This is a genomic window from Streptosporangium sp. NPDC020072 (assembly GCF_040631445.1).
In the GTDB taxonomy this organism is placed as follows: domain Bacteria; phylum Actinomycetota; class Actinomycetes; order Streptosporangiales; family Streptosporangiaceae; genus Streptosporangium.
Map to the genome: position 1 here is coordinate 258,500 of NZ_JBEYAB010000005.1, position 17,051 is coordinate 275,550.

Below are 17,051 nucleotides of genomic sequence, written 5' to 3' on the forward strand. Positions count from 1 at the left end.
ATTATAAAAAACAGACCTATTACCCGGCCAGTGATACCGAATTCAGTCCCGGACAGACCAACGGCTGTCATCATCCACCCTGCTCTGGACTGCGGAACAGATACCCGACCAGGCATCAGGGGAGCATCATAAACGCACTCCCCTATCGCCGGGAGGAGCGAAGAAGAAAGCAATCAATCACCTCTGCACCGGGAAGGAAGCAACCCTCCAATGAATACGCCGATGAAATTCGGTCTTCCGGCCGGGCACGCCGGAAAGCATTCCGGAGCCCGGCCGTGACGCCTGGCGAGCAGCGCGAGAGATTCGACCACCTGGTCCGGCTCGGCCGGACGATGCACACCCTCGGCGCCTGCGTCGTCCTGGTCCTTCCCACAGCGGGTGAACCGGTTCTGGAAGTGCGGTCAGCGTCCGGCACCCTGGCCCGCGTCATCGTCATATGGCGTTCCGGCTGGGCCTTCACCTGGCGTCCGTGGTGGGCTCGAATGTGGCCGGGAGGCAAATGGGTGGCGGCCCACGCCGACAACGCCGCCGACGTCATCATGGCGGAGGTGGGCGCATGAGAGGCAACAATCCGATCGGCCATTACGGCGACACCCGGCCGAAGGCGCCTCACGACACCTGGCAGTGGAACTTCCCGGGAAAGGAGATATCCATTCCCATCGCCCGAAAATGGGCACGCGATCTCCTGGCCGGGCAAATCGCCGGTCCGGTTCTCGACGATGTGCTACTCCTGCTGAGTGAGGTGGCCACCAACGCGGTCACCCACTCGAACTCGGGACGCACGCCGGGCGGGCAGGTGACCGTACGAATGACGTACGCTCCCGGCGACGTCCACGTGCAGGTGACCGACGACGACTCGTCCACCAGTGCGCCAATCGTCCGGACACCCGGTCTCGAAGAGGACGGCGGACGCGGCCTTTGGCTGGTGAATCTGCTCGCGACCACATGGGGGACGCACCGCGGTGAGACCACCCGATCGGTCTGGTTCCGAATCTCCGGCTTCTGACACCGAATACGGTCAAGAACGTGGCGGAGGCGATCCGACTAGGCGAAGATCGGTATGTCTCAGCATCAACCGCACTTTCGGAGGTAAGGCATGCGCGTCGTCCGGTCACTGGCCATCGGCTTGACGCTGATAATCGCGGCCTCGGGATGCACCACCTCCGAACCCTCCCTGAAGGAAGCCACCGCAGAACTCCAGAAGGACACCCACCTCCTGCAGGAAGCCTTCAAAAATCCACTTAACAAACTTCGTATCCTGCAGGGAGCGGACAAGGACATCCCTTGCGACAAAGATAAGTTCAAACGAGTGATGCGCGCCACAGCGGACTACGAACGCACCAACGAACCGCTGGCCAACCACCTGGAACGAGCTCAAACTCTGATGGAAAACAGACTGGCCCGAGAGCTGGGATACAAGCTGGAATTCGACTCAAGTCAGAACGAAACCGAAGACGGGAGATTCATCTATGGAACCAAAGAAAACCTGGGTATCAAGGTTACGGTGTACGTGGCTCCCGAGTCCCCTACCTGGCGACTTCACGCAACAACCCCATGCCTGTCTCGGTGAACAGAAACCCTTACCCCCAGACCCTCAGGTCTTCCTTGGCTCTTTCACCGATCTGGAAGTCGGACGCGTCCTCAATCTTTTTGTCGAGGAGATCATTACCATCCAGCCAGTGCTCATAAGGCGCCAGCTTCTTCCGAAGCGCCCCTTCCCATTTGTTACCCTCCCCAGCCTCCTTCTTTGCCTCACTTAGAAGCTCGTCGTAGGTCTTAAGCTTCCCCGACTCTTTACTGATGAGCTCCGAAGGTGGATCACTCGCCGGATATTCCGCTTCATAGAGAAAGTACGCCATGTCATACTTCTGCCGAAGGATGAAATCCGACCGAGCCCCGGTGGCAGCCTCAACTCTCGTCTCAAAGCTCCCGGCCCAATCATCAAGAAGCCCGCTGACATAGTAGGTCTTGGTCAAACCCCAGCTTTCGTTGATGAAGTTAATCGCCTTCTCGGAGAGCTTCTCAGAGAACTTATCAGTGAGAAAACCCGCAACGGGGATCTTGTCGACCCCAAGAGAGAAGGTGTTCTTGGTGATCTCCCGAATCAAGTCGTCAGTCGCGTCTCTTTCCCCCCGCGTGTCCAAGGTCGCCTTGAACTCCATCCCAGCTAAACCGCCGAACATTCTCGCTGTGTCCTCGAAGTTTCGAGTCTTATCACGCTTATCCAATTTGGCCGCTTCTACCAGCGCGCCGTAGCGGAATTGAGCCGCAGTCGCGTCGAAGCGAGCTGTGAGTCCCTCAACTCCGGTGAAGGTTTTCATGAAGCGATAGGTGTCCCCGACGCTGAGGTAGAACGCCGGGGTCACACCGGGAAGGGGAGCCCAATTCTCCGGCATTTTGAGCCCGGAAGCCCGATCCACGGCCTTGTCGAAGCGGGCGCCCGAGGCGAGTTCGTGGATGTAGGACGTGGCGAGGGTGACCATGAACTCCCGGGCAGGCTCAGGGATGGAGTCTCCCAACGGCCCGGTGGCCAGCATCGCGTCCATGGCGAAGACGGCGGCGGCCTGGCTGTGCTGTCCCGGCTTCTCCGTCGCAACCTCGGCGCCCGACTCCACCACCCGGCCGAAGGCGGCGGCCACCTCGTCCCCGGTACCCGCGTGGTCGGCGTAGTCGAGGAAGCGCTTCATCTTCTCGACCTGGCTGAGCTTGACGTCCGGCCCTCCCATCGTGGCGAACGCCTCCCGTGCCGCCGCCCCGTCCCCGGCGAGGACCTCCAGTCCCAGCGCGACCAGGTCAGTGGGCAGGCCGTACGTCCTCGCCTCGACGGATCCGGCACGCCAGTCCTGTTTGGGGTTCTTCATGAAGTCGTCCAGCACCAGCGCGCGGGCCGCCGCACTACGCACCTTGGCGGGGGCATTCGCCCCCTTGAGCAGCGCGAGACGGTTCCACGCGACGATCTTGCTACCGGCCGGCTTCGTCAGGTCCTCTCCGACCTTGGCGAAGGCGGGAACCAAAACAGGGGCGTTCAGGGCCGCACCCAGAGCCTTGCCGAAGGCGGCCAGGTCTGCCTTGGCGGTCTTGCTGCCGGTGGCCGCGATGATGTTGGGCAGACTGTCACGAGCCTTCGCTGGCAACAGGGCGAAGAAGGCGGCAGCGGCCTGCGGATTGTCGGCCAGTTGAGCGATCTCGTCGGCGTGCTCATGAATGAGCGTGGCCTGGACCTCACCGCCGTAGTTGACGAGGATGTCGTTTCCGTACATCCTGGCCAGCCCCTGGGCACGTTCCATCGACTCCAGGTCGTCGGGCAGGTGAACAAGCCCCTGACCGCCCGTCATCGCGACGGCACCTCCCAGTTCGGGGGCACCGTCACCCAGGTTTCTGATCAGATCGGCCCGTCCCAAGAGCATGGAGCACTGGCTCTTGCCCCACTCGGCGATGGTGGTGATCTCCCGCAACGCGGGAACATCGACTTTCTCCTGCTGGAGCCTCACCTCAAGCTCATGGCAGAACCTGGTCAGCCGCGCGGCGGCGCCGTCCAGGGAGACGGCCAACCGCCCCATCTCATCAGGGTCGATACCGCAGAACTCACCGGTGGACGCCATGGGACGCTCTCCTTCGCGGTCGCAACGGTCATGATTACTCGGAGAAGTCCCAGCGTCGGCTCTCGCCTGTCGCCTCGGACTCGGTCACCAGAGGAGGCTGCCTGCGCAGTTCCTCCTCGATCGCCTCCACGACCCGCCGGGCGAGCTGTCCCAGCCGCTGGTGCCGTTCCTCCAGCTCGGCGCCCCACTTGACGGCCGTCGGCCCTGTCCAGACCTTTCCCGACTGCATCGCTCCAACGGCGCGCTGATAGGCCTGCCGAACTTCCTGGGAACCGTACTCGGCCTCTCTCAGGAGTTGTTTCAGCCGTTCGTGCCGAGGGTTGGGCACCATCCGCTCGGTCACGTCACCCCGTCTCCCCCAGCTCACCGTGGATGGAAAAGCTGGATATCACACTAAACGCCGGATATTTACGGCGGCAGGGTCGACCCCCGTCAGTGCCGCGCCGCCGCCGTTTCGATTGCTTCGCCTGTTTCAGATAGTGCGATTACGAGGGGAAGATAGACGTGCCCGGCATTCACGTCAAGTTCTCGGTCAATCCAGGATCGATGGACACCCGAAAAGCGGCCGACGCCGCCGGGCGGCTCGAAGAGATTCTCAGGCGACATCCCGGCGAGAGCGGCGTCCGGTTCACCGCCGACCCAGGTGACGAAAATCCGTTGGTTCTCCCACGCGAGGCCCTCCTCCTGCTCGCCCACGTTCTGACGCAGGTCGCACGAGGCCGGGGCGTTTCGGTCATCCCCTCGGGGGCCGAACTGACCACCCAGCAGGCGGCCGACGTGCTGCGCGTGTCGCGCCCCTACCTGATCAGCCTGCTGGAGGCCGGCCTGATCCCTTACCGGCTGGTGGGCAGGCACCGTCGCGTCGTCACCGAGGATCTCATGGAGTATGCGCACGGGCTGTGGCCGGAAGGCAATCGCCCATCACCCGGAAACGGCACAGAAAGACCGTAATCCATCCCCGGGAACTCCACCCGCCGTCAAAACCGTTCCCATCCCGCCGCGACCCCGCGAACCCGAAAGCAGGCCACTCCCCCACGAGGAGAGCGTTAACGAATGTCGTTCTTCGACAGAAACATCGACGCGATAGACAACGCCGCAAAAATCGTATTCTTCGGAAGTCTCGCGATTCTCGCCCTGATATTCGTCACCGGCCCGGTCGGCCTGTTCACCCTCGTCGTGCTGGCCACGCTCATCGGCTCCGGGCTCGTCCTGAACGAGGTCGCGGACACCCAGGCGCGCATGGACCAGGAGGCCGCCGAACGGGGGACACAGTGGCACGAGCGGCTGCGTGCGAACCGTGAGCGTGAGCTGCACCGCGAGATCCAGAGGCTACGACGGGAACGCGAACGTTGACCGTCCAGGCTCGTGAGTCGTGCCCGACCGACCGAGCGCTCCGTGGCGCGGTGACCATGAACTGAGCCACCGCTCAGACGGCGTAGGTCTCCTTGGCCAGGCGGCGGACGCGGTTCACGTCGACCGTGTGGCCCAGGCCCGGCTGGGTGAGCGGTACGGCGATCACGCCGTCCGAGGCACCCACCGGCGGTGTGACGATCTGCGCGCTGCGCGGGGGTTCGGCCACGTCGCAGGGCAGCCCGCAGCCGGGCAGGCTGGCCGCGGCGACCGTCGCCGCCCTGGCCAGGCCGGTGCCCTGGCCTCCCGAGCAGGCGATCTCCCATCCGGCCGCGGCGGCGATGTCGTGCATCCGCCGTACCTCACGCAGGGAGCCGATGGCCGAGGGGCGCAGCAGCAGCGCCCGGCCTGCGCGCGTGACCACCGCCTCGTCGAGCTCGGCGGCCGAGGAGACCTCGGCCAGCACCGGGGCGGCGACGCGTTCCTGCAGGTCGGCGTGGCCCGCGAGACCGGTGAAGGGGCGCTCGATGGACGAGAGCGTGTAGGCGTCCATCGCCTCAAGGGCCTTGGCGTCGGTGTAGCCCCCACGCGCGTCGACGCCGATGCCGAGGGCTGGGTAGGCCTGACGCACCGCGCGCAGCGGCTCGACGTCCCAGCCGGGGTGGACGTCCAGGGTGACGTGGGCGTATCCGGCGCAGACGTGCCGGTTGACCCGTGCGACCAGGCTTTCCAGGTTGCGTTCCGCGCCGATCCTGACGGTGGCCATCAGCGAGGTACGGCTACCGCCGAGCGCGTGGGAGAGCGGCACGCCACGCATCCTCGCCCACAGGTCCCAGCAGGCCATGTCGGCGGCCGGTCCGCCGGGAACGTCGCCCAGTTCGTCGGGATGCTCCCAGTCGAGGCCGATCAGCGCGCCGCTCAGCTCTTCCTGCAGGAGCCTCCAGGTCTTGGGGCCCGGGTCGACGATCTCCCCCCACCCGGTCATGCCCCCATAGTCGGTGAGCCGGACGAGGACCGCCTCGGGACGCCTGCCGTAGGGCAGAACCAGCCGGAACACCTCAAGCTCACGTACGCGCGGCATGGACCCCCTCGATTCCGTACAGATCGGGAAAACGCCTTGGGAGACGTCTCGGAAACACAATGAGTCCCGCTCTGGGGCGGGACTCCTTCTCCCAACACGAAAGGCGCTCGGCGTCTTCCCCATGGTGCCACGGCCACGGACCTCCCCGTCCGGCCATGCCTCACGCTCAGGGCCCCGACCGTCCCCGCCCCGACCCACGTTCGGCCCCGAACCGGCCCCGGTCCAGGCCCCGCCCCGACCACGCCCCACGCTCAAACCCCGAACCGCTCCCGCCCCGAACCGGCCGGGCCTCCACCCCCGGCGCGACCTGCGCCCGGCTTCCGAACCTCCCCCGACCGTGTCCCGCCCAGCCCTCAAACCGTCCCCGGCCATGGTCCCCGCTCAGGTCCTGAAGCGGCCCCCGGCGAAGGTGCCCGTGGCGGCCACGAGCGCCGTCAGCGCGAAGCAGGCCAGGTACACCGGCCCGGACGCGCCGAAGGCCGCGACGATCGCCCCGACGACCGCGACCAGGACGACCGTGAAGACCGACTCGCCGATGCCCATCGAGGCGCTGTTCTCCCCCTCCTCCCCAGGCTTCGACAGTTCCAGGACGAGCACGGACAACGTGGGGTAGACGCTTCCGATGCCGAGTCCCACGATCGTCTCTCCGGCGACGGCCAGCGCGACCGGGACCTCGGGGAAGATCGTCAGAGCCATCAGCGCGATGCCCAGGGCGATCATGACGGGTCCCGCCCGCAGGATCAGCACTCTGCCGATCCAGCCCCGTCCGACGACCCACGAGGCGAACGCCCAGGCCAGCGCACCCGCGGTGAGCACCATCCCGGCCGCGGCCGGTGACAGTCCCCGTTCCCCGGTGAGCATGAGCGGCAGGAAGACCTCAGCGCCGAGGGCGGTGCCGGCGACGACGCCGCGCAGCGCGATCACCGACGGCAGGCCCCGCGCGGCCCTGAGGGTGCCCGGCGGCAGCAGCCTGGGCAGTGACAGGGCCAGTACGGCCAGCCCGGCGGCCAGCAGGACGAGCCCGACGCCGCGGGCCGCTCCGCCGTACTGCATGAGGGCCGCGCCGACGGCCGTCAGCGCGGCCCAGCCGAGACGCCTGGCGATGGGGGTGCGCTTGCCCGTCTCCTCTTCACGCTCCCCTTCGGGGACGACGGCCAGGCCCCGCCAGAGCAGCAGCGCGGCGGGCAGGACGAACATCGGCACGCCGAGGAAGACCCAGCGCCAGCCGAGATGTTCGACCACGACGCCCGCGACCAGCGGCCCGGCCATGGACGGCACGACCCAGCCCGCGGCCAGGGCCGAGAACACCCTGGGGTGCATCTGTGCCGGATAGACCCGGGAGACCAGCACGTACAGCGCCACCTGGAAGATCCCGCCGCCGAATCCCTGGATGAACCGGCCGAGGACGAACACGTCCATGGTCGGCGCGATCCCGGCCACGACCAGTCCGGCGGCGAAGGCCCCGATTCCGGTCCAGAGCGGGGCCACCGGCCCGCGCAGGTCTCCCCAGCGCCCGCCGAGCACGGTCGCGACCATCCCGGCGGCCAGCGCCCCGCTGAAGGCCAGGGCGTAGAGCGCGATCCCGTCGAGTTCGCGGCCCACGACCGGCATCGCGGTGGCGACCGCGAGCGCCTCGAAGGCGACCAGAACGATCAATGCGACCATACCGACCGTCAGTGCGCGATAACGTTCGGCGAACATCCCCTCCTGGGGGGCTTCGACCACGGTGGAAGTCATGCACTGGACGGTACGGTCGCCGCCCCGCCCCGGCATCGGTCCCGTGAGTCGGCCCTTGGTCGTAGGACCACGCGCCGTAGAACCACGCCCCGCGGAACCGTGTGCCGTGGGCCGTGCGTGAAAATATGTGCGACCGATCGGTCATATTGTTTGCTAGGGTGGGCGCGTGATCGACGGACGGCTTCTGCGTGGCGAGCGAACTCGCGGGACGGTGCTCGACGCCGCCGTCCGCCTGGCCTCGGTCGAGGGTCTCGAAGGCCTCTCGCTCGCCCGGCTCGCCCAGACGCTCGGCGTCAGCAAGTCCGGGCTCTTCGCGCACTGGCCCGACAAGCGGTCCCTGCAGCTCGCGATCGTGGAGCACGCCCGGCGGCAGTGGATCGAGCAGATCGTCGAGCCCGCCCTGGGCGCGCCACGGGGGCTGCCCAGGTTGCTGGCCCTGCACGAGCTCCGCCTGGACTTCTACGCCTCGGAGCGGCTGCCCGGCGGCTGTTTCTTCCAGGCCGTCGGCAGTGAGTTCGACGACCGGCCCGGGCCGGTGCGTGACGCCGTCGCCGCCGCGATCGACGACTGGATGGACCTGCTGGCCGGGCTCGCCGGGCGGGCCGTCGCCCTGGGTCAGCTCCGGCCCGAGACCGACCCCCGGCAGCTGGCCTTCGAGATCGAGGCACTCGGCGCGGTGGTGGTCGTCCACACCCGCCTGCTCCAGCACGAACGGAGCCGTGAGCACGCCCGCCGGGCCGTGCTCGACCGGCTCCGCACCCTGGCGACCGACCCCAGCATCCTCCCGGAGGCCTGACATGACGACCGCCCTGCTACCCGGGCACGTCCACCCCGTCCAGATCCACTTCGAGGACCTCGACGCCATGGGCGTCGTGCACAACGCCCGGTATGTCCTGCTGCTCGAACGGGCCCTTTCGGGCTACTGGGCCGCGCGGGGCTGGGCCTTCGACCCCTCGGAGCCGCACTTCGCCGACCTGTTCTTCGTGGTGCGCGAGTTCTCCGTCACCTACCACGCCCCCATCTCCAAGGTGGGCGAGGCGTCCGTGCACTTCTGGGTCGAGCACCTCGGCACGACCAGCCTCGTGTACGGCTTCCGCGTGCTGTCGGCCGACATGTCGGTCGTGCACGCCGAAGGCCGCCGGGTCCAGGTGAAGCTCGACCCGGCCACCCTCCGCCCCTCCCCCATCTCCCCCGATCTGCGTGAGGCCGTCGGCCCCCTGCTCTGCCCCGCGCCCTGATCGTTCCCGTCGCCCTTCGGCGGGGCCGGGCCTCCGTACCGCCCCCGCCGGGACCGGGTCAGGTGGCCGCGACCCCCAGCTCCCGCTCGGCCCACACCCCGACGTCACGGCGCTCGATGGCCGCGGCCATGAGGCCGGGGAAGGCGTCGGGGGTGCAGGCGAAGGCGGGCACGCCGAGAGCGGCGAGGGCCGCGGCGTTCTCGTGGTCGTAGAAGGGCGCGCCCTCGTCGGACAACGCCAGCAGCACGATCACCTGGACGCCCGCCGCGGTCATCTGGGCCACCCTGCGGAGCATCTCCTGCCTGACGCCTCCCTCGTAGAGGTCGCTGATCAGGACGAAGATCGAGTCGGTGGGCCGGGTGATGAGCCCCTGGCAGTAGGCGATGGCCCGGTTGATGTCGGTGCCACCGCCGAGCTGCGTGCCGAACAGCAGCTCGACCGGGTCGTGGAGCTGCTCGGTCAGGTCGACGATCGAGGTGTCGAAGACCACCAGCGAGGTCTTCAGCGAGCGCATCGAGGCGAGGACCGCGCCGAACACGCTCGAATAGACGACCGAGGCCGCCATGGACCCGCTCTGGTCGATGCAGAGCACGACCTCCCGCTGGACCGCGCGCTGGCGCCTGCCGTACCCGACGAGCCTTGAGGGCACGACGGTGCCGCGTTCGGGCAGGTAGTTGTGCAGGTTGGCCCTGATCGTGCGGTCCCAGTCGATGTCGGCGACCCGGCGGGGCCGGTTGGTCTTGGCGGCGCGGTCGAGCGCCCCCGTCACCGCCGCCTTCGTCTTCTGGGTGAGCCGGCGCTCCAGGTCGGCCACCACCTTCGCGACCAGCGCCCTGGCCGACTCGCGTGCCTTCTCCGGCATCACCCGGTTGAGGGACAGCAGGGTGCCGACCAGATGGACGTCCGGTTCCACCGCCTCGAGCATCTCCGGTTCGAGCAGCAGCCGGGTGAGGTTCAGCCGTTCGACCGCGTCCTTCTGCATGACCTGCACGACGGTCGAGGGGAAGTAGGAGCGGATGTCCCCCAGCCAGCGCGCCACCCTGGGTGCGGAGCCGCCGAGGCCCGCGCTCCGCTCACCGCCCTCCCTGCCGCCTTCCCCACCGCCGTAGAGCGCCGCCAGGGCGCCGTCCATCTGCGCGTCCACCCCGCCGAGCGCGCATCCGGTGCCGTCCGCGTCGCCGCCGAGCACGAGCCGCCAGCGGCGCAGCCTCTCGTCCGTCACGCGATCTCCGTCCTTCCCAGAAGTGCCAGCACGGTGCGTGTGGCCGCCGCCGCGCGTTCCTCGTCGATCTCCTCGGCGTCCCCGGTCGGGGCGGGGCCCTCCCCGGCGCCCAGTGACCTGACCCGGGAGCCGATCGAGCGCCGCTCGGGTGCGGCGAAGGCGCCGAACGTACGGCGCAGCAGCGGTAGCACGTCGACGAACGTCTCCGGCGCCAGCCCGGTCAGCCACTCGTCGATCAGCGCCAGCAGCCGGGAGTCGTGGACCAGCAGCAGGCCGCCCCCGGACAGGAAGCCCTCGACCCAGGCGGCGGCACGGGCCGGGGGGTGCCCGGCGGACATGGCCCTGGCCATGACGGCGCCCACCTGGCCCGCTTCGAGGTCCCCGGCGTCCAGCAGGAGCCTGGTGAGGCGTCCTTCGATCACCCCGGGCAGGCCGGAACGTCCCGAGACCCCGCGCAGCGCGCCCAGCCAGCGCGCCGCCGGTGACTCCTCCCCCTCGGGCACCGGGGCGTCTTGGAGCAGGGTCACGGCCGCGTGCACCGCGTCGACGTGTTTCAGCAGGTCGCGGGCGGCGTCCTCGTCGAGCCCGGCGGCGGCGCCGCCGAACCCGAGGCAGATCCTGGTGAGCATGGCGTCGGCGACGGCCGCCAGCCCCTCCGCGGGGGTCGCGCGCACGTCGCCGTAGCGCTGGGCGCGCACCATCGCGGGGAAGGCGGCCATCAGGTGCGTGACGTCGCCGTCCAGGGCGGCCTGTTCGGACAGGACCTCGATCACGTACGGCAGCGCGTCCGGCAGGTCGGCCAGCAGGCACTGCTCGACCAGGCCGGTGAGGACGGCCAGCGGGACCTCCCGCTTCTCCTGCCCGCCGCGTGCCAGGTCATGGACCCGGGCGACGGCGGCCGCGGGGACGGTCGTGCCCCACACGCCCGCCTCGATCAGGTCGATGTCGAACTCGGGCCGCCAGGCGAGTGTCCACGACTCACGGAAGGTGCCCTTGCCCCGGCTCTCCTTCGGCGTCCCCCAGCCGACGCCGAGCAGGCGCAGCCGGTGCAGCAGCCTGCTGCGCTCCAGGTCGAGGGGTTTGCGCAGGTCGAGGTCGTGCTCGCGGTCCAGGGCCTCCGGCTTGAGCCGTACCCGGCGCTGCTCCTGACGCAGGTGGTGCTGCAGCGGGACCATCGGGGTCGAGTCGGGGACCGTGCCCAGCCGCTCTCCCACGACCATGCGCCGCTGGACCAGTTCGACCGGCAGGTCGTCACCCTCGCAGAGCACCGCCCTGACCGCCTCGGTCGCCTCGGCGAGCCCGGCCAGCGGTCTTCCCCTGAGCGTGGCCAGGCTCCTGGCGAGCCGTACCGCCTCGATGACGTGGGCGGATGAGACGGGCAGGTCCTCGGCGCGCAGTGTGCCCGCCGCCTCGGTCAGCCAGCGCTCGACCGGACGGTCGGGCGCGGTGAACAGGTGGTGGTACCAGCCGGGCGAGGTCACCCCGGCGCCGTATCCGCTCCAGGCGGCCAGTCGCCCGTACGTCCACGGCACCCACGTCGTCTCGACCTTGACCTTCGGCAGGCCGCGCAGCAGCGCGTCGTCGGCCTTGGCCGTCGGCAGCCCGGCCCCCCAGGCACCGCCGTGGGACCCGGCGTCCGGCGGCCCGGCCAGCGCGGGCACGTGCCAGGCGCCGCAGACGACGACGATCCGCTCGTGGCCGTCCCTGATCGCCGTACGGATCGCACGCCGCATGAAGGCCTCCCGCCGGGCCTCCTCCTCGCCGGGGACGTGCCCCTCCCGGACCGCGGCCATCGCCTCGGCGATCACCTGGAACGGTGTGTCCCCCCGGTGCTCGACCGCGTCCTCCCACCAGCGTTCCGGATCGTCGTATCCGGCGGCGTGGGCGAGCGCGCCGATCGGATCTGCCCGTACGGCGGGAGCCCGGTCGTCCTCCTCGTTCCCTTCCTCGTCCCGCTCCTCGGAGGCCGGGGCGAGGCTGTGCGCGGCGGGCATGTCGCAGAAACGGACCGGGACGTCCGCCTCGACCGCGTGCCGGATCGCCTGCCACTCGGGGGAGAACACCGCGAACGGCCAGAACGCGGCCTTGGACGACTCACCGGGGACGTGGGCCAGCAGCGCGACCGGAGGTTGAAGCTCGGGATCCTTGGCCAGCCCGACCAGGTCGTCGGCCTCCGGCGGCCCCTCGATGAGCACGATGTCGGGCTTGAGGCGCGTCAGCTCCTCCCGTAGGGAGCGCGCCGAGCCGGGACCGTGGTGCCGGACCCCCAGCACGGAGACGCTCACCGGCGCCTCCCGACGGTCGGCTCCCGCGTGCCGGCGGGCACCGCCCCGGCCCGAGCCGTCTCAGCCCGCGCTCCGGCGGTCCGCGCTCCGGCGGTCCGCGCTCCGGCGGCCCGTGCCACAGCGCCCCGCACCCCGGCGGTCCGCGTCACGGTGGTCCTCTCAGCCCGCGTCACGGCAGGCCCGGTAGAAGTCGCGCCAGTCCTGGCGTTCGCGGACGACGGTCTCCAGGTATTCGCGCCAGACCACCCGGTCGGAGACCGGGTCCTGCACCACGGCGCCGACGATCCCGGCGGCCACGTCGGCGGGGCGCAGCACACCGTCGCCGAAGTGGGCGGCCAGCGCGATGCCGTTGGTGAGGACCGAGATGGCCTCGGCGGTGCTGAGCGTGCCGCTGGGGGACTTGACCTTGGCGCGACCGTCCTCGGTGACCCCCGAGCGCAGCTCACGGAAGACCGTGACGACGCGGCGGATCTCCTCAAGGCCGGTCAGCGCGGGCGGCAGCTCCAGTGAACGGCCGAGCTGCTCGACGCGGCGGGAGACGATGTCCACCTCCTCCTCCGCGGTCGCCGGGACCGGCAGCACGACCGTGTTGAACCTGCGGCGCAGCGCGCTGGACAGCTCGTTGACGCCCCGGTCGCGGTCGTTGGCGGTGGCGATGACGTTGAACCCCCGGGTGGCCTGCACCTCCTCGTTCAGCTCGGGGATGGGCAGGGTCTTCTCCGACAGCACGGTGATCAGCGCGTCCTGGACGTCGGAGGGCATGCGGGTCAGCTCCTCGACCCTGGCGACGCGCCCCTCGGACATGGCGCGCATCACCGGGCTCGGGGTGAGTGCCTGCCGTGACGGCCCCTCGGCGAGCAGCCTGGCGTAGTTCCAGCCGTAGCGGACGGCCTCCTCAGCCGTGCCTGCGGTGCCCTGGACGAGCAGGGTCGAGTCACCGCTGACCGCCGCCGCCAGGTGCTCCGACAGCCAGGTCTTCGCGGTGCCGGGGACGCCGAGCAGCAGCAGCGCCCGGTCGGTGGCCAGGGTCGCGACCGCCACCTCGACGATGCGCCTCGGACCGATGTACTTGGGGGTGATGCGGTCGCCGTCGCCCAGGATGTAGGTGGTCACCGCCCAGGGGGACAGCTTCCAGCCCGGAGGGCGGGGCCGGTCGTCGTCCTTGGCCAGGATCGCCAGTTCGTCGGCGTACTGGTCTTCGGCGTGGGCCCGCAGGACCGTCGTCACTGAAGCTCCTTCAACATGTCGTCACGGAAACGCAGGAGGGCGGCGACCTCCTGGATGGGGGGTTCGGGTGAGAGGCGTTCGGCCATGCCGTACAGGGCGGGGTCGATGCGCTCGCCCGCGAGCCTGCTCAGCTCGCTGAGGTTCCACGGCTGGGTGCCGGAGACCTGGAGGATCTTCTCCAGCACCGCCAGCGCGAGGTCGGGGCCCCAGGGCGCCGCGGCGCCACCGAGAACCATGATCAATTGTCCGTCGAGGCCGTGCCTGCGGACGAACCCGGCCGCCACGTCCTCCCGGTCCTTCCTGGGCAGCACGGCCAGCAGGTCGGCGAGTGGGTCCCAGGCGAACAGGACGCGGGCCCACTCGGGGTCGCCCTGGAGCACGGTCGCCCTGACCCAGCCCGCCATGACCTCGCGCCCCCAGTCGGGGATCTTCATCCGGACCAGCTCTCCGGGCGGGCGGCCGAACAGCCTGGGCCAGATCTCAAGGGGTGCCCTGGCCACGATCTGCTGGAGCCACCAGCTTCGCTCGCCGGTCCCCCTGGGGGGTTTGGCCCTGACGCCGTCACGCTCCATCGCGGCGTCGCAGGCCAGGGGCGGGGCGATGTGGAGCTCACCGTTCTCCGTGTGCAGGCAGGCGGCGGCCCGCTCGGCCATGCGCAGCGCGAGGCGGGAACCGGGCAACCGGGTGAGCAGGTCGGCCGCCTCGTGACGGACCTCCCGGCGACGGTCGTCGAGCGCGTTCTCCAGGAACGGCTCGTCGTCGAGGGACAGCCGGTCGGCCAGGATCTCAAGGAAGGCGGCGCGGTCCTGCGGGGTCTCCTTCTCCCAGGTCTCCTCAAGCAGGTGCCTGGCCCGTGCGGGGTCGGCCGCCCGCACCGCGCCGAGGTGGGCCTTACGGTCACCCGAGGTGCCCAGCTCCCACGTCTCGTGCGCGGCTCCCGGCGCGGTGACCTCTTCGAGCAGGAAGCCCCAGGCGGGGTTGAGCCCGGCCAGCCAGCGGCCCCTGGCTCCCGCGAGGACGCCCAGGTGAGGACGGATCGACCGGTCCCTGGCCGCCTGGTCGAGCAGCTCGGGCAGCAGGTGCGGGCTGAGCCGGTGACCGCGCGCGGCGGCGGCCTGCAGCCACTCGGTGAGCAGTCTCGGCCGTTCACCGCCCAGGATGCGGGCGAGCCTGTCACCGGCCGCCCGTGAGACCTCCGGCTGCCGTTCCTGCGGGGCGGCCTCAAGCGGGCGGCCCTCGCGCGGCGTCTGACCGGCGCGCGCCCTGACGGTCAGCAGCGCGGCGTGGTCGAGCAGCTCGGCCTCCGGGGTGGCCGCCCCCGAGGGGAGGGGACGGCGGTCGGTGCCGACGAGCGCGGCCGAGACGAGGTCCTCCCAGCCGTGCGTGGGGTTCCACGAGGAGTTCACAGCACGATCACCCTTCCCTGGTCGTCCCAGGTCGTCAGGGGAAGCAGCCCCCGCGGGGTCCACTCCGCGGCGACGGTCAGCGGGCGCCCGCCGGAGACCGCGACGAGCCGCCACGGTGTGCCCGCCGACGGGTGCAGCGGCAGGCCACGGTTCAGACCAGCGCCCGGACCGCCTTTCGGATCACTGTCCGGGCCACCGTCCGGGCCACTGTCCGGGCCGCCGAGCAGCCAGGACCCGGTCTTCCCCTGAGCCGTCATGGGGGTCACCTCCCCCAGCACGACGGGCCATGAGTCGAGCCAGGGATCTCCCGCCAGCGCGCGGGCCACCTCCTCCAGCGCCTCCCCCGGGGTGCGTCCCGCAGGAGGGAGCACGGGGACGGCGCCGTCGTGACGGGCCGCGACCAGGGCGCGCAGCGGCGCGGAGCCGGGGTAGAAGGCCAGCTCGGCGTCGAGGGAGACACCGGTGACCAGGGAGGCGTCGAGCGCCTGCCCCACGGGGGCGTGGGAGAGCACGAGGGCGGCCCGGCCCGTGTTCCTGCCGCGCAGCCAGACCCGGCGGGTGATCAACCTGTCCTGCTCGGAGTCGCGGCGCCCCAGCACGTCCCACACGTCGCGGACCGCGGGCTCGGCGAGCACCTCCTCCTTCGCGACGGGAAAGCCGATCCGGTCACGGACCGTGCGGACCAGCCCTCCGCCGTCGCCCTCCCCACCACCGTGGCCGGCGCCGTACGGCTGCGTGGCGGCCATGCGGCGGTGCGCCACCGAGAGCAGGTGCAGCAGGGAGTATTCGCCGAGGAGACGGGCGGGCCAGTCCTCCCCCGCCAGCACGTCACCGAGGCGGGAGACGGTGCCCGCGACACCGGGGGCCTGGGCGTCGACGAGACGTTTGACGAGGTCGTCCCAGTGGTCGTGCCGCCGTGACCCGGCGATGCCCTGCCTGACCTGGTCGGCGAGCCAGAGTTCGAGCTCGGCCAGGCCCGCGCTCACACGCTGCTCACGCTGCTCGGCCCTGCGGGGGTCGGGGGTGGCCTTCCCCTTACCGCCCTCGGCGGCCGAGGTGGCGGCGGTCGCGGCCTTCTCCGCCCGCGTCCGGCGCTGGTCGAGCCACTCGCCCACCCAGTCGGCGGGCTCCTCGGCGGCGGGGACGGCGTCGGCCGACCACAGCAGCAACAGGCCCAGGGCGTGCTTGCAGGGGAACTTCCTGCTGGGGCAACTGCACCGGTAGGCGGGCTCCGACAGGTCGACGCACGCGCGGTACGGCTTGGAGCCGCTGCCCGCGCACTCGCCCCACACCGCCTCGGCCGTGGCGCCCGCACCCGACCACTTGCCAGGTGAGGAGACCCCCTGGGCCGCCTTTCTCGACGGGGCGTCAGGCGCGAGCGCGAGCACCTGATCCCGGTTCCACCGTTCGATCACACGCCGAACGCTAGCCAACGTCGCCGACAAAAAGAGCGGCCTAGGATCGGTGCAATGACGACAACGCGTCCCGCGCTCGCCGAAGCCCTGGATCTGCTGCCCCACCCCGAGGGAGGCTGGTACCGGGAGACCTGGAGAACCTCCGTCGCTCTCACCCCGGCCGGCTACGACGGCCCTCGCGCCACGGCGACCGGCATCTACTTCCTGCTCGAACCGGGGCAGGAGTCCCGTCCGCACGTGGTCCGCTCGGACGAGGTGTGGCTCTGGCACAGGGGCGGCCCGCTGGCCCTGACCCTCGGCGGCCACGAGGGTCAGCCCGCCGAGACGATCGTGCTCGGCCCGCTGGTCGAGCAGGGCCAGGTTCCGCAGGCGCTGGTTCCCGCGGGAACCTGGCAGGCCGCCCGGCCCACGGGGGAGGAGGGCGTGCTGGTGAGCTGCGTGGTCTCCCCCGGCTTCGACTTCGCCGACTTCCGTATGGTCTGACGCGG

At 70.2% G+C, this 17,051-nt stretch carries 17 protein-coding genes; 8 read left to right on the forward strand and 9 right to left on the reverse strand.

What is annotated here, in order from left to right; genetic code table 11:
- Positions 1 to 275: 275 nt before the first annotated feature.
- The 3 genes from ABZ470_RS13605 (at position 276) to ABZ470_RS13615 (ending at position 1,570) form a co-directional block, all read left to right on the forward strand.
- A complete protein-coding gene (locus tag ABZ470_RS13605) occupies positions 276 to 560 on the forward strand; it encodes a hypothetical protein (protein WP_362911524.1) in 285 nt (94 codons plus the stop codon).
- Entirely contained in the window at positions 557 to 1,006 is a 450-nt protein-coding gene (locus tag ABZ470_RS13610) for an ATP-binding protein (RefSeq protein ID WP_362911525.1), read from the forward strand. Before ABZ470_RS13605 ends, ABZ470_RS13610 begins: the two co-directional genes overlap by 4 nt.
- A 90-nt stretch (positions 1,007 to 1,096) precedes the next feature.
- Complete coding sequence (locus tag ABZ470_RS13615; protein WP_362911526.1) at positions 1,097 to 1,570, forward strand: hypothetical protein; 474 nt, start codon at positions 1,097 to 1,099, stop codon at positions 1,568 to 1,570.
- A 10-nt stretch (positions 1,571 to 1,580) separates the two neighbouring features.
- Here ABZ470_RS13615 and ABZ470_RS13620 read toward each other — a convergent pair whose 3' ends face one another.
- Positions 1,581 to 3,602, reverse strand: coding sequence for a hypothetical protein (locus ABZ470_RS13620; RefSeq protein WP_362911527.1), 2,022 nt, complete (start codon positions 3,600 to 3,602; stop codon positions 1,581 to 1,583).
- A gap of 34 nt (positions 3,603 to 3,636) precedes the next feature.
- Positions 3,637 to 3,945: a hypothetical protein gene (locus tag ABZ470_RS13625; protein WP_362911528.1), complete on the reverse strand. Its 309-nt coding sequence runs from the start codon at positions 3,943 to 3,945 to the stop codon at positions 3,637 to 3,639.
- Positions 3,946 to 4,106: 161 nt separating this feature from the next.
- On the opposite strand from ABZ470_RS13625, the gene ABZ470_RS13630 reads away from it, so the two are divergent.
- The gene (locus ABZ470_RS13630; protein ID WP_362911529.1) at positions 4,107 to 4,553 is read left to right on the forward strand and encodes a helix-turn-helix domain-containing protein; all 447 of its coding nucleotides are present in this window, start codon (positions 4,107 to 4,109) and stop codon (positions 4,551 to 4,553) included.
- Positions 4,554 to 4,655: 102 nt separating this feature from the next.
- The gene (locus ABZ470_RS13635; protein WP_362911530.1) at positions 4,656 to 4,955 is read left to right on the forward strand and encodes a hypothetical protein; all 300 of its coding nucleotides are present in this window, start codon (positions 4,656 to 4,658) and stop codon (positions 4,953 to 4,955) included.
- Between the two features lie 73 nt (positions 4,956 to 5,028).
- On the opposite strand, the gene ABZ470_RS13640 is transcribed toward ABZ470_RS13635, so the two are convergent.
- Together ABZ470_RS13640 and ABZ470_RS13645 are read right to left on the reverse strand one after the other, a co-directional pair.
- Positions 5,029 to 6,033: an enolase C-terminal domain-like protein gene (locus ABZ470_RS13640; RefSeq protein ID WP_352011504.1), complete on the reverse strand. Its 1,005-nt coding sequence runs from the start codon at positions 6,031 to 6,033 to the stop codon at positions 5,029 to 5,031.
- Between the two features lie 381 nt (positions 6,034 to 6,414).
- A complete protein-coding gene (locus ABZ470_RS13645; RefSeq protein ID WP_362911531.1) occupies positions 6,415 to 7,770 on the reverse strand; it encodes an MFS transporter in 1,356 nt (451 codons plus the stop codon).
- Positions 7,771 to 7,936: 166 nt separating this feature from the next.
- Between ABZ470_RS13645 and ABZ470_RS13650 the strand changes: the two genes are divergently transcribed.
- Complete coding sequence (locus ABZ470_RS13650; protein ID WP_352011502.1) at positions 7,937 to 8,566, forward strand: helix-turn-helix domain-containing protein; 630 nt, start codon at positions 7,937 to 7,939, stop codon at positions 8,564 to 8,566.
- A 1-nt stretch (position 8,567) separates the two neighbouring features.
- Entirely contained in the window at positions 8,568 to 9,008 is a 441-nt protein-coding gene (locus ABZ470_RS13655; RefSeq protein ID WP_362775643.1) for a thioesterase family protein, read from the forward strand.
- A 58-nt stretch (positions 9,009 to 9,066) separates the two neighbouring features.
- Here ABZ470_RS13655 and ABZ470_RS13660 read toward each other — a convergent pair whose 3' ends face one another.
- From ABZ470_RS13660 to ABZ470_RS13680, 5 genes are all read right to left on the reverse strand, one after another.
- A complete protein-coding gene (locus ABZ470_RS13660) occupies positions 9,067 to 10,230 on the reverse strand; it encodes a VWA domain-containing protein (RefSeq protein WP_352011500.1) in 1,164 nt (387 codons plus the stop codon).
- Positions 10,227 to 12,515 carry a DUF5682 family protein gene (locus ABZ470_RS13665; RefSeq protein WP_362911532.1) on the reverse strand — a complete coding sequence of 763 codons (2,289 nt, stop codon included), beginning with the start codon at positions 12,513 to 12,515 and terminating at the stop codon, positions 10,227 to 10,229. The genes ABZ470_RS13660 and ABZ470_RS13665 overlap by 4 nt, the downstream gene beginning before the upstream one ends.
- 159 nt (positions 12,516 to 12,674) lie before the next feature.
- The gene (locus tag ABZ470_RS13670; RefSeq protein ID WP_352011498.1) at positions 12,675 to 13,742 is read right to left on the reverse strand and encodes an AAA family ATPase; all 1,068 of its coding nucleotides are present in this window, start codon (positions 13,740 to 13,742) and stop codon (positions 12,675 to 12,677) included.
- A complete protein-coding gene (locus ABZ470_RS13675) occupies positions 13,739 to 15,148 on the reverse strand; it encodes a DUF5691 domain-containing protein (protein WP_362911533.1) in 1,410 nt (469 codons plus the stop codon). Before ABZ470_RS13675 ends, ABZ470_RS13670 begins: the two co-directional genes overlap by 4 nt.
- Positions 15,145 to 16,563: an SWIM zinc finger family protein gene (locus ABZ470_RS13680; RefSeq protein WP_362911534.1), complete on the reverse strand. Its 1,419-nt coding sequence runs from the start codon at positions 16,561 to 16,563 to the stop codon at positions 15,145 to 15,147. Before ABZ470_RS13680 ends, ABZ470_RS13675 begins: the two co-directional genes overlap by 4 nt.
- Positions 16,564 to 16,617: 54 nt before the next feature.
- Here ABZ470_RS13680 and ABZ470_RS13685 point away from each other — a divergent pair, with 54 nt between their 5' ends.
- On the forward strand, positions 16,618 to 17,046 hold the full coding sequence (locus ABZ470_RS13685) for a cupin domain-containing protein (protein ID WP_352011495.1): 429 nt from the start codon (positions 16,618 to 16,620) through the stop codon (positions 17,044 to 17,046).
- Positions 17,047 to 17,051: the final 5 nt, after the last annotated feature.

Excerpts from the sequence above, each read along its gene's own strand:
- ABZ470_RS13610 (WP_362911525.1), top strand. The coding sequence starts at position 557 with ATGAGAGGCAACAATCCGATCGGCCATTACGGCGACACCCGGCCGAAG.
- ABZ470_RS13615 (WP_362911526.1), top strand. The coding sequence starts at position 1,097 with ATGCGCGTCGTCCGGTCACTGGCCATCGGCTTGACGCTGATAATCGCG.
- ABZ470_RS13620 (WP_362911527.1), bottom strand. The coding sequence starts at position 3,602 with ATGGCGTCCACCGGTGAGTTCTGCGGTATCGACCCTGATGAGATGGGG.
- ABZ470_RS13635 (WP_362911530.1), top strand. The coding sequence starts at position 4,656 with ATGTCGTTCTTCGACAGAAACATCGACGCGATAGACAACGCCGCAAAA.
- ABZ470_RS13640 (WP_352011504.1), bottom strand. The coding sequence starts at position 6,033 with ATGCCGCGCGTACGTGAGCTTGAGGTGTTCCGGCTGGTTCTGCCCTAC.
- ABZ470_RS13645 (WP_362911531.1), bottom strand. The coding sequence starts at position 7,770 with ATGACTTCCACCGTGGTCGAAGCCCCCCAGGAGGGGATGTTCGCCGAA.
- ABZ470_RS13655 (WP_362775643.1), top strand. The coding sequence starts at position 8,568 with ATGACGACCGCCCTGCTACCCGGGCACGTCCACCCCGTCCAGATCCAC.
- ABZ470_RS13685 (WP_352011495.1), top strand. The coding sequence starts at position 16,618 with ATGACGACAACGCGTCCCGCGCTCGCCGAAGCCCTGGATCTGCTGCCC.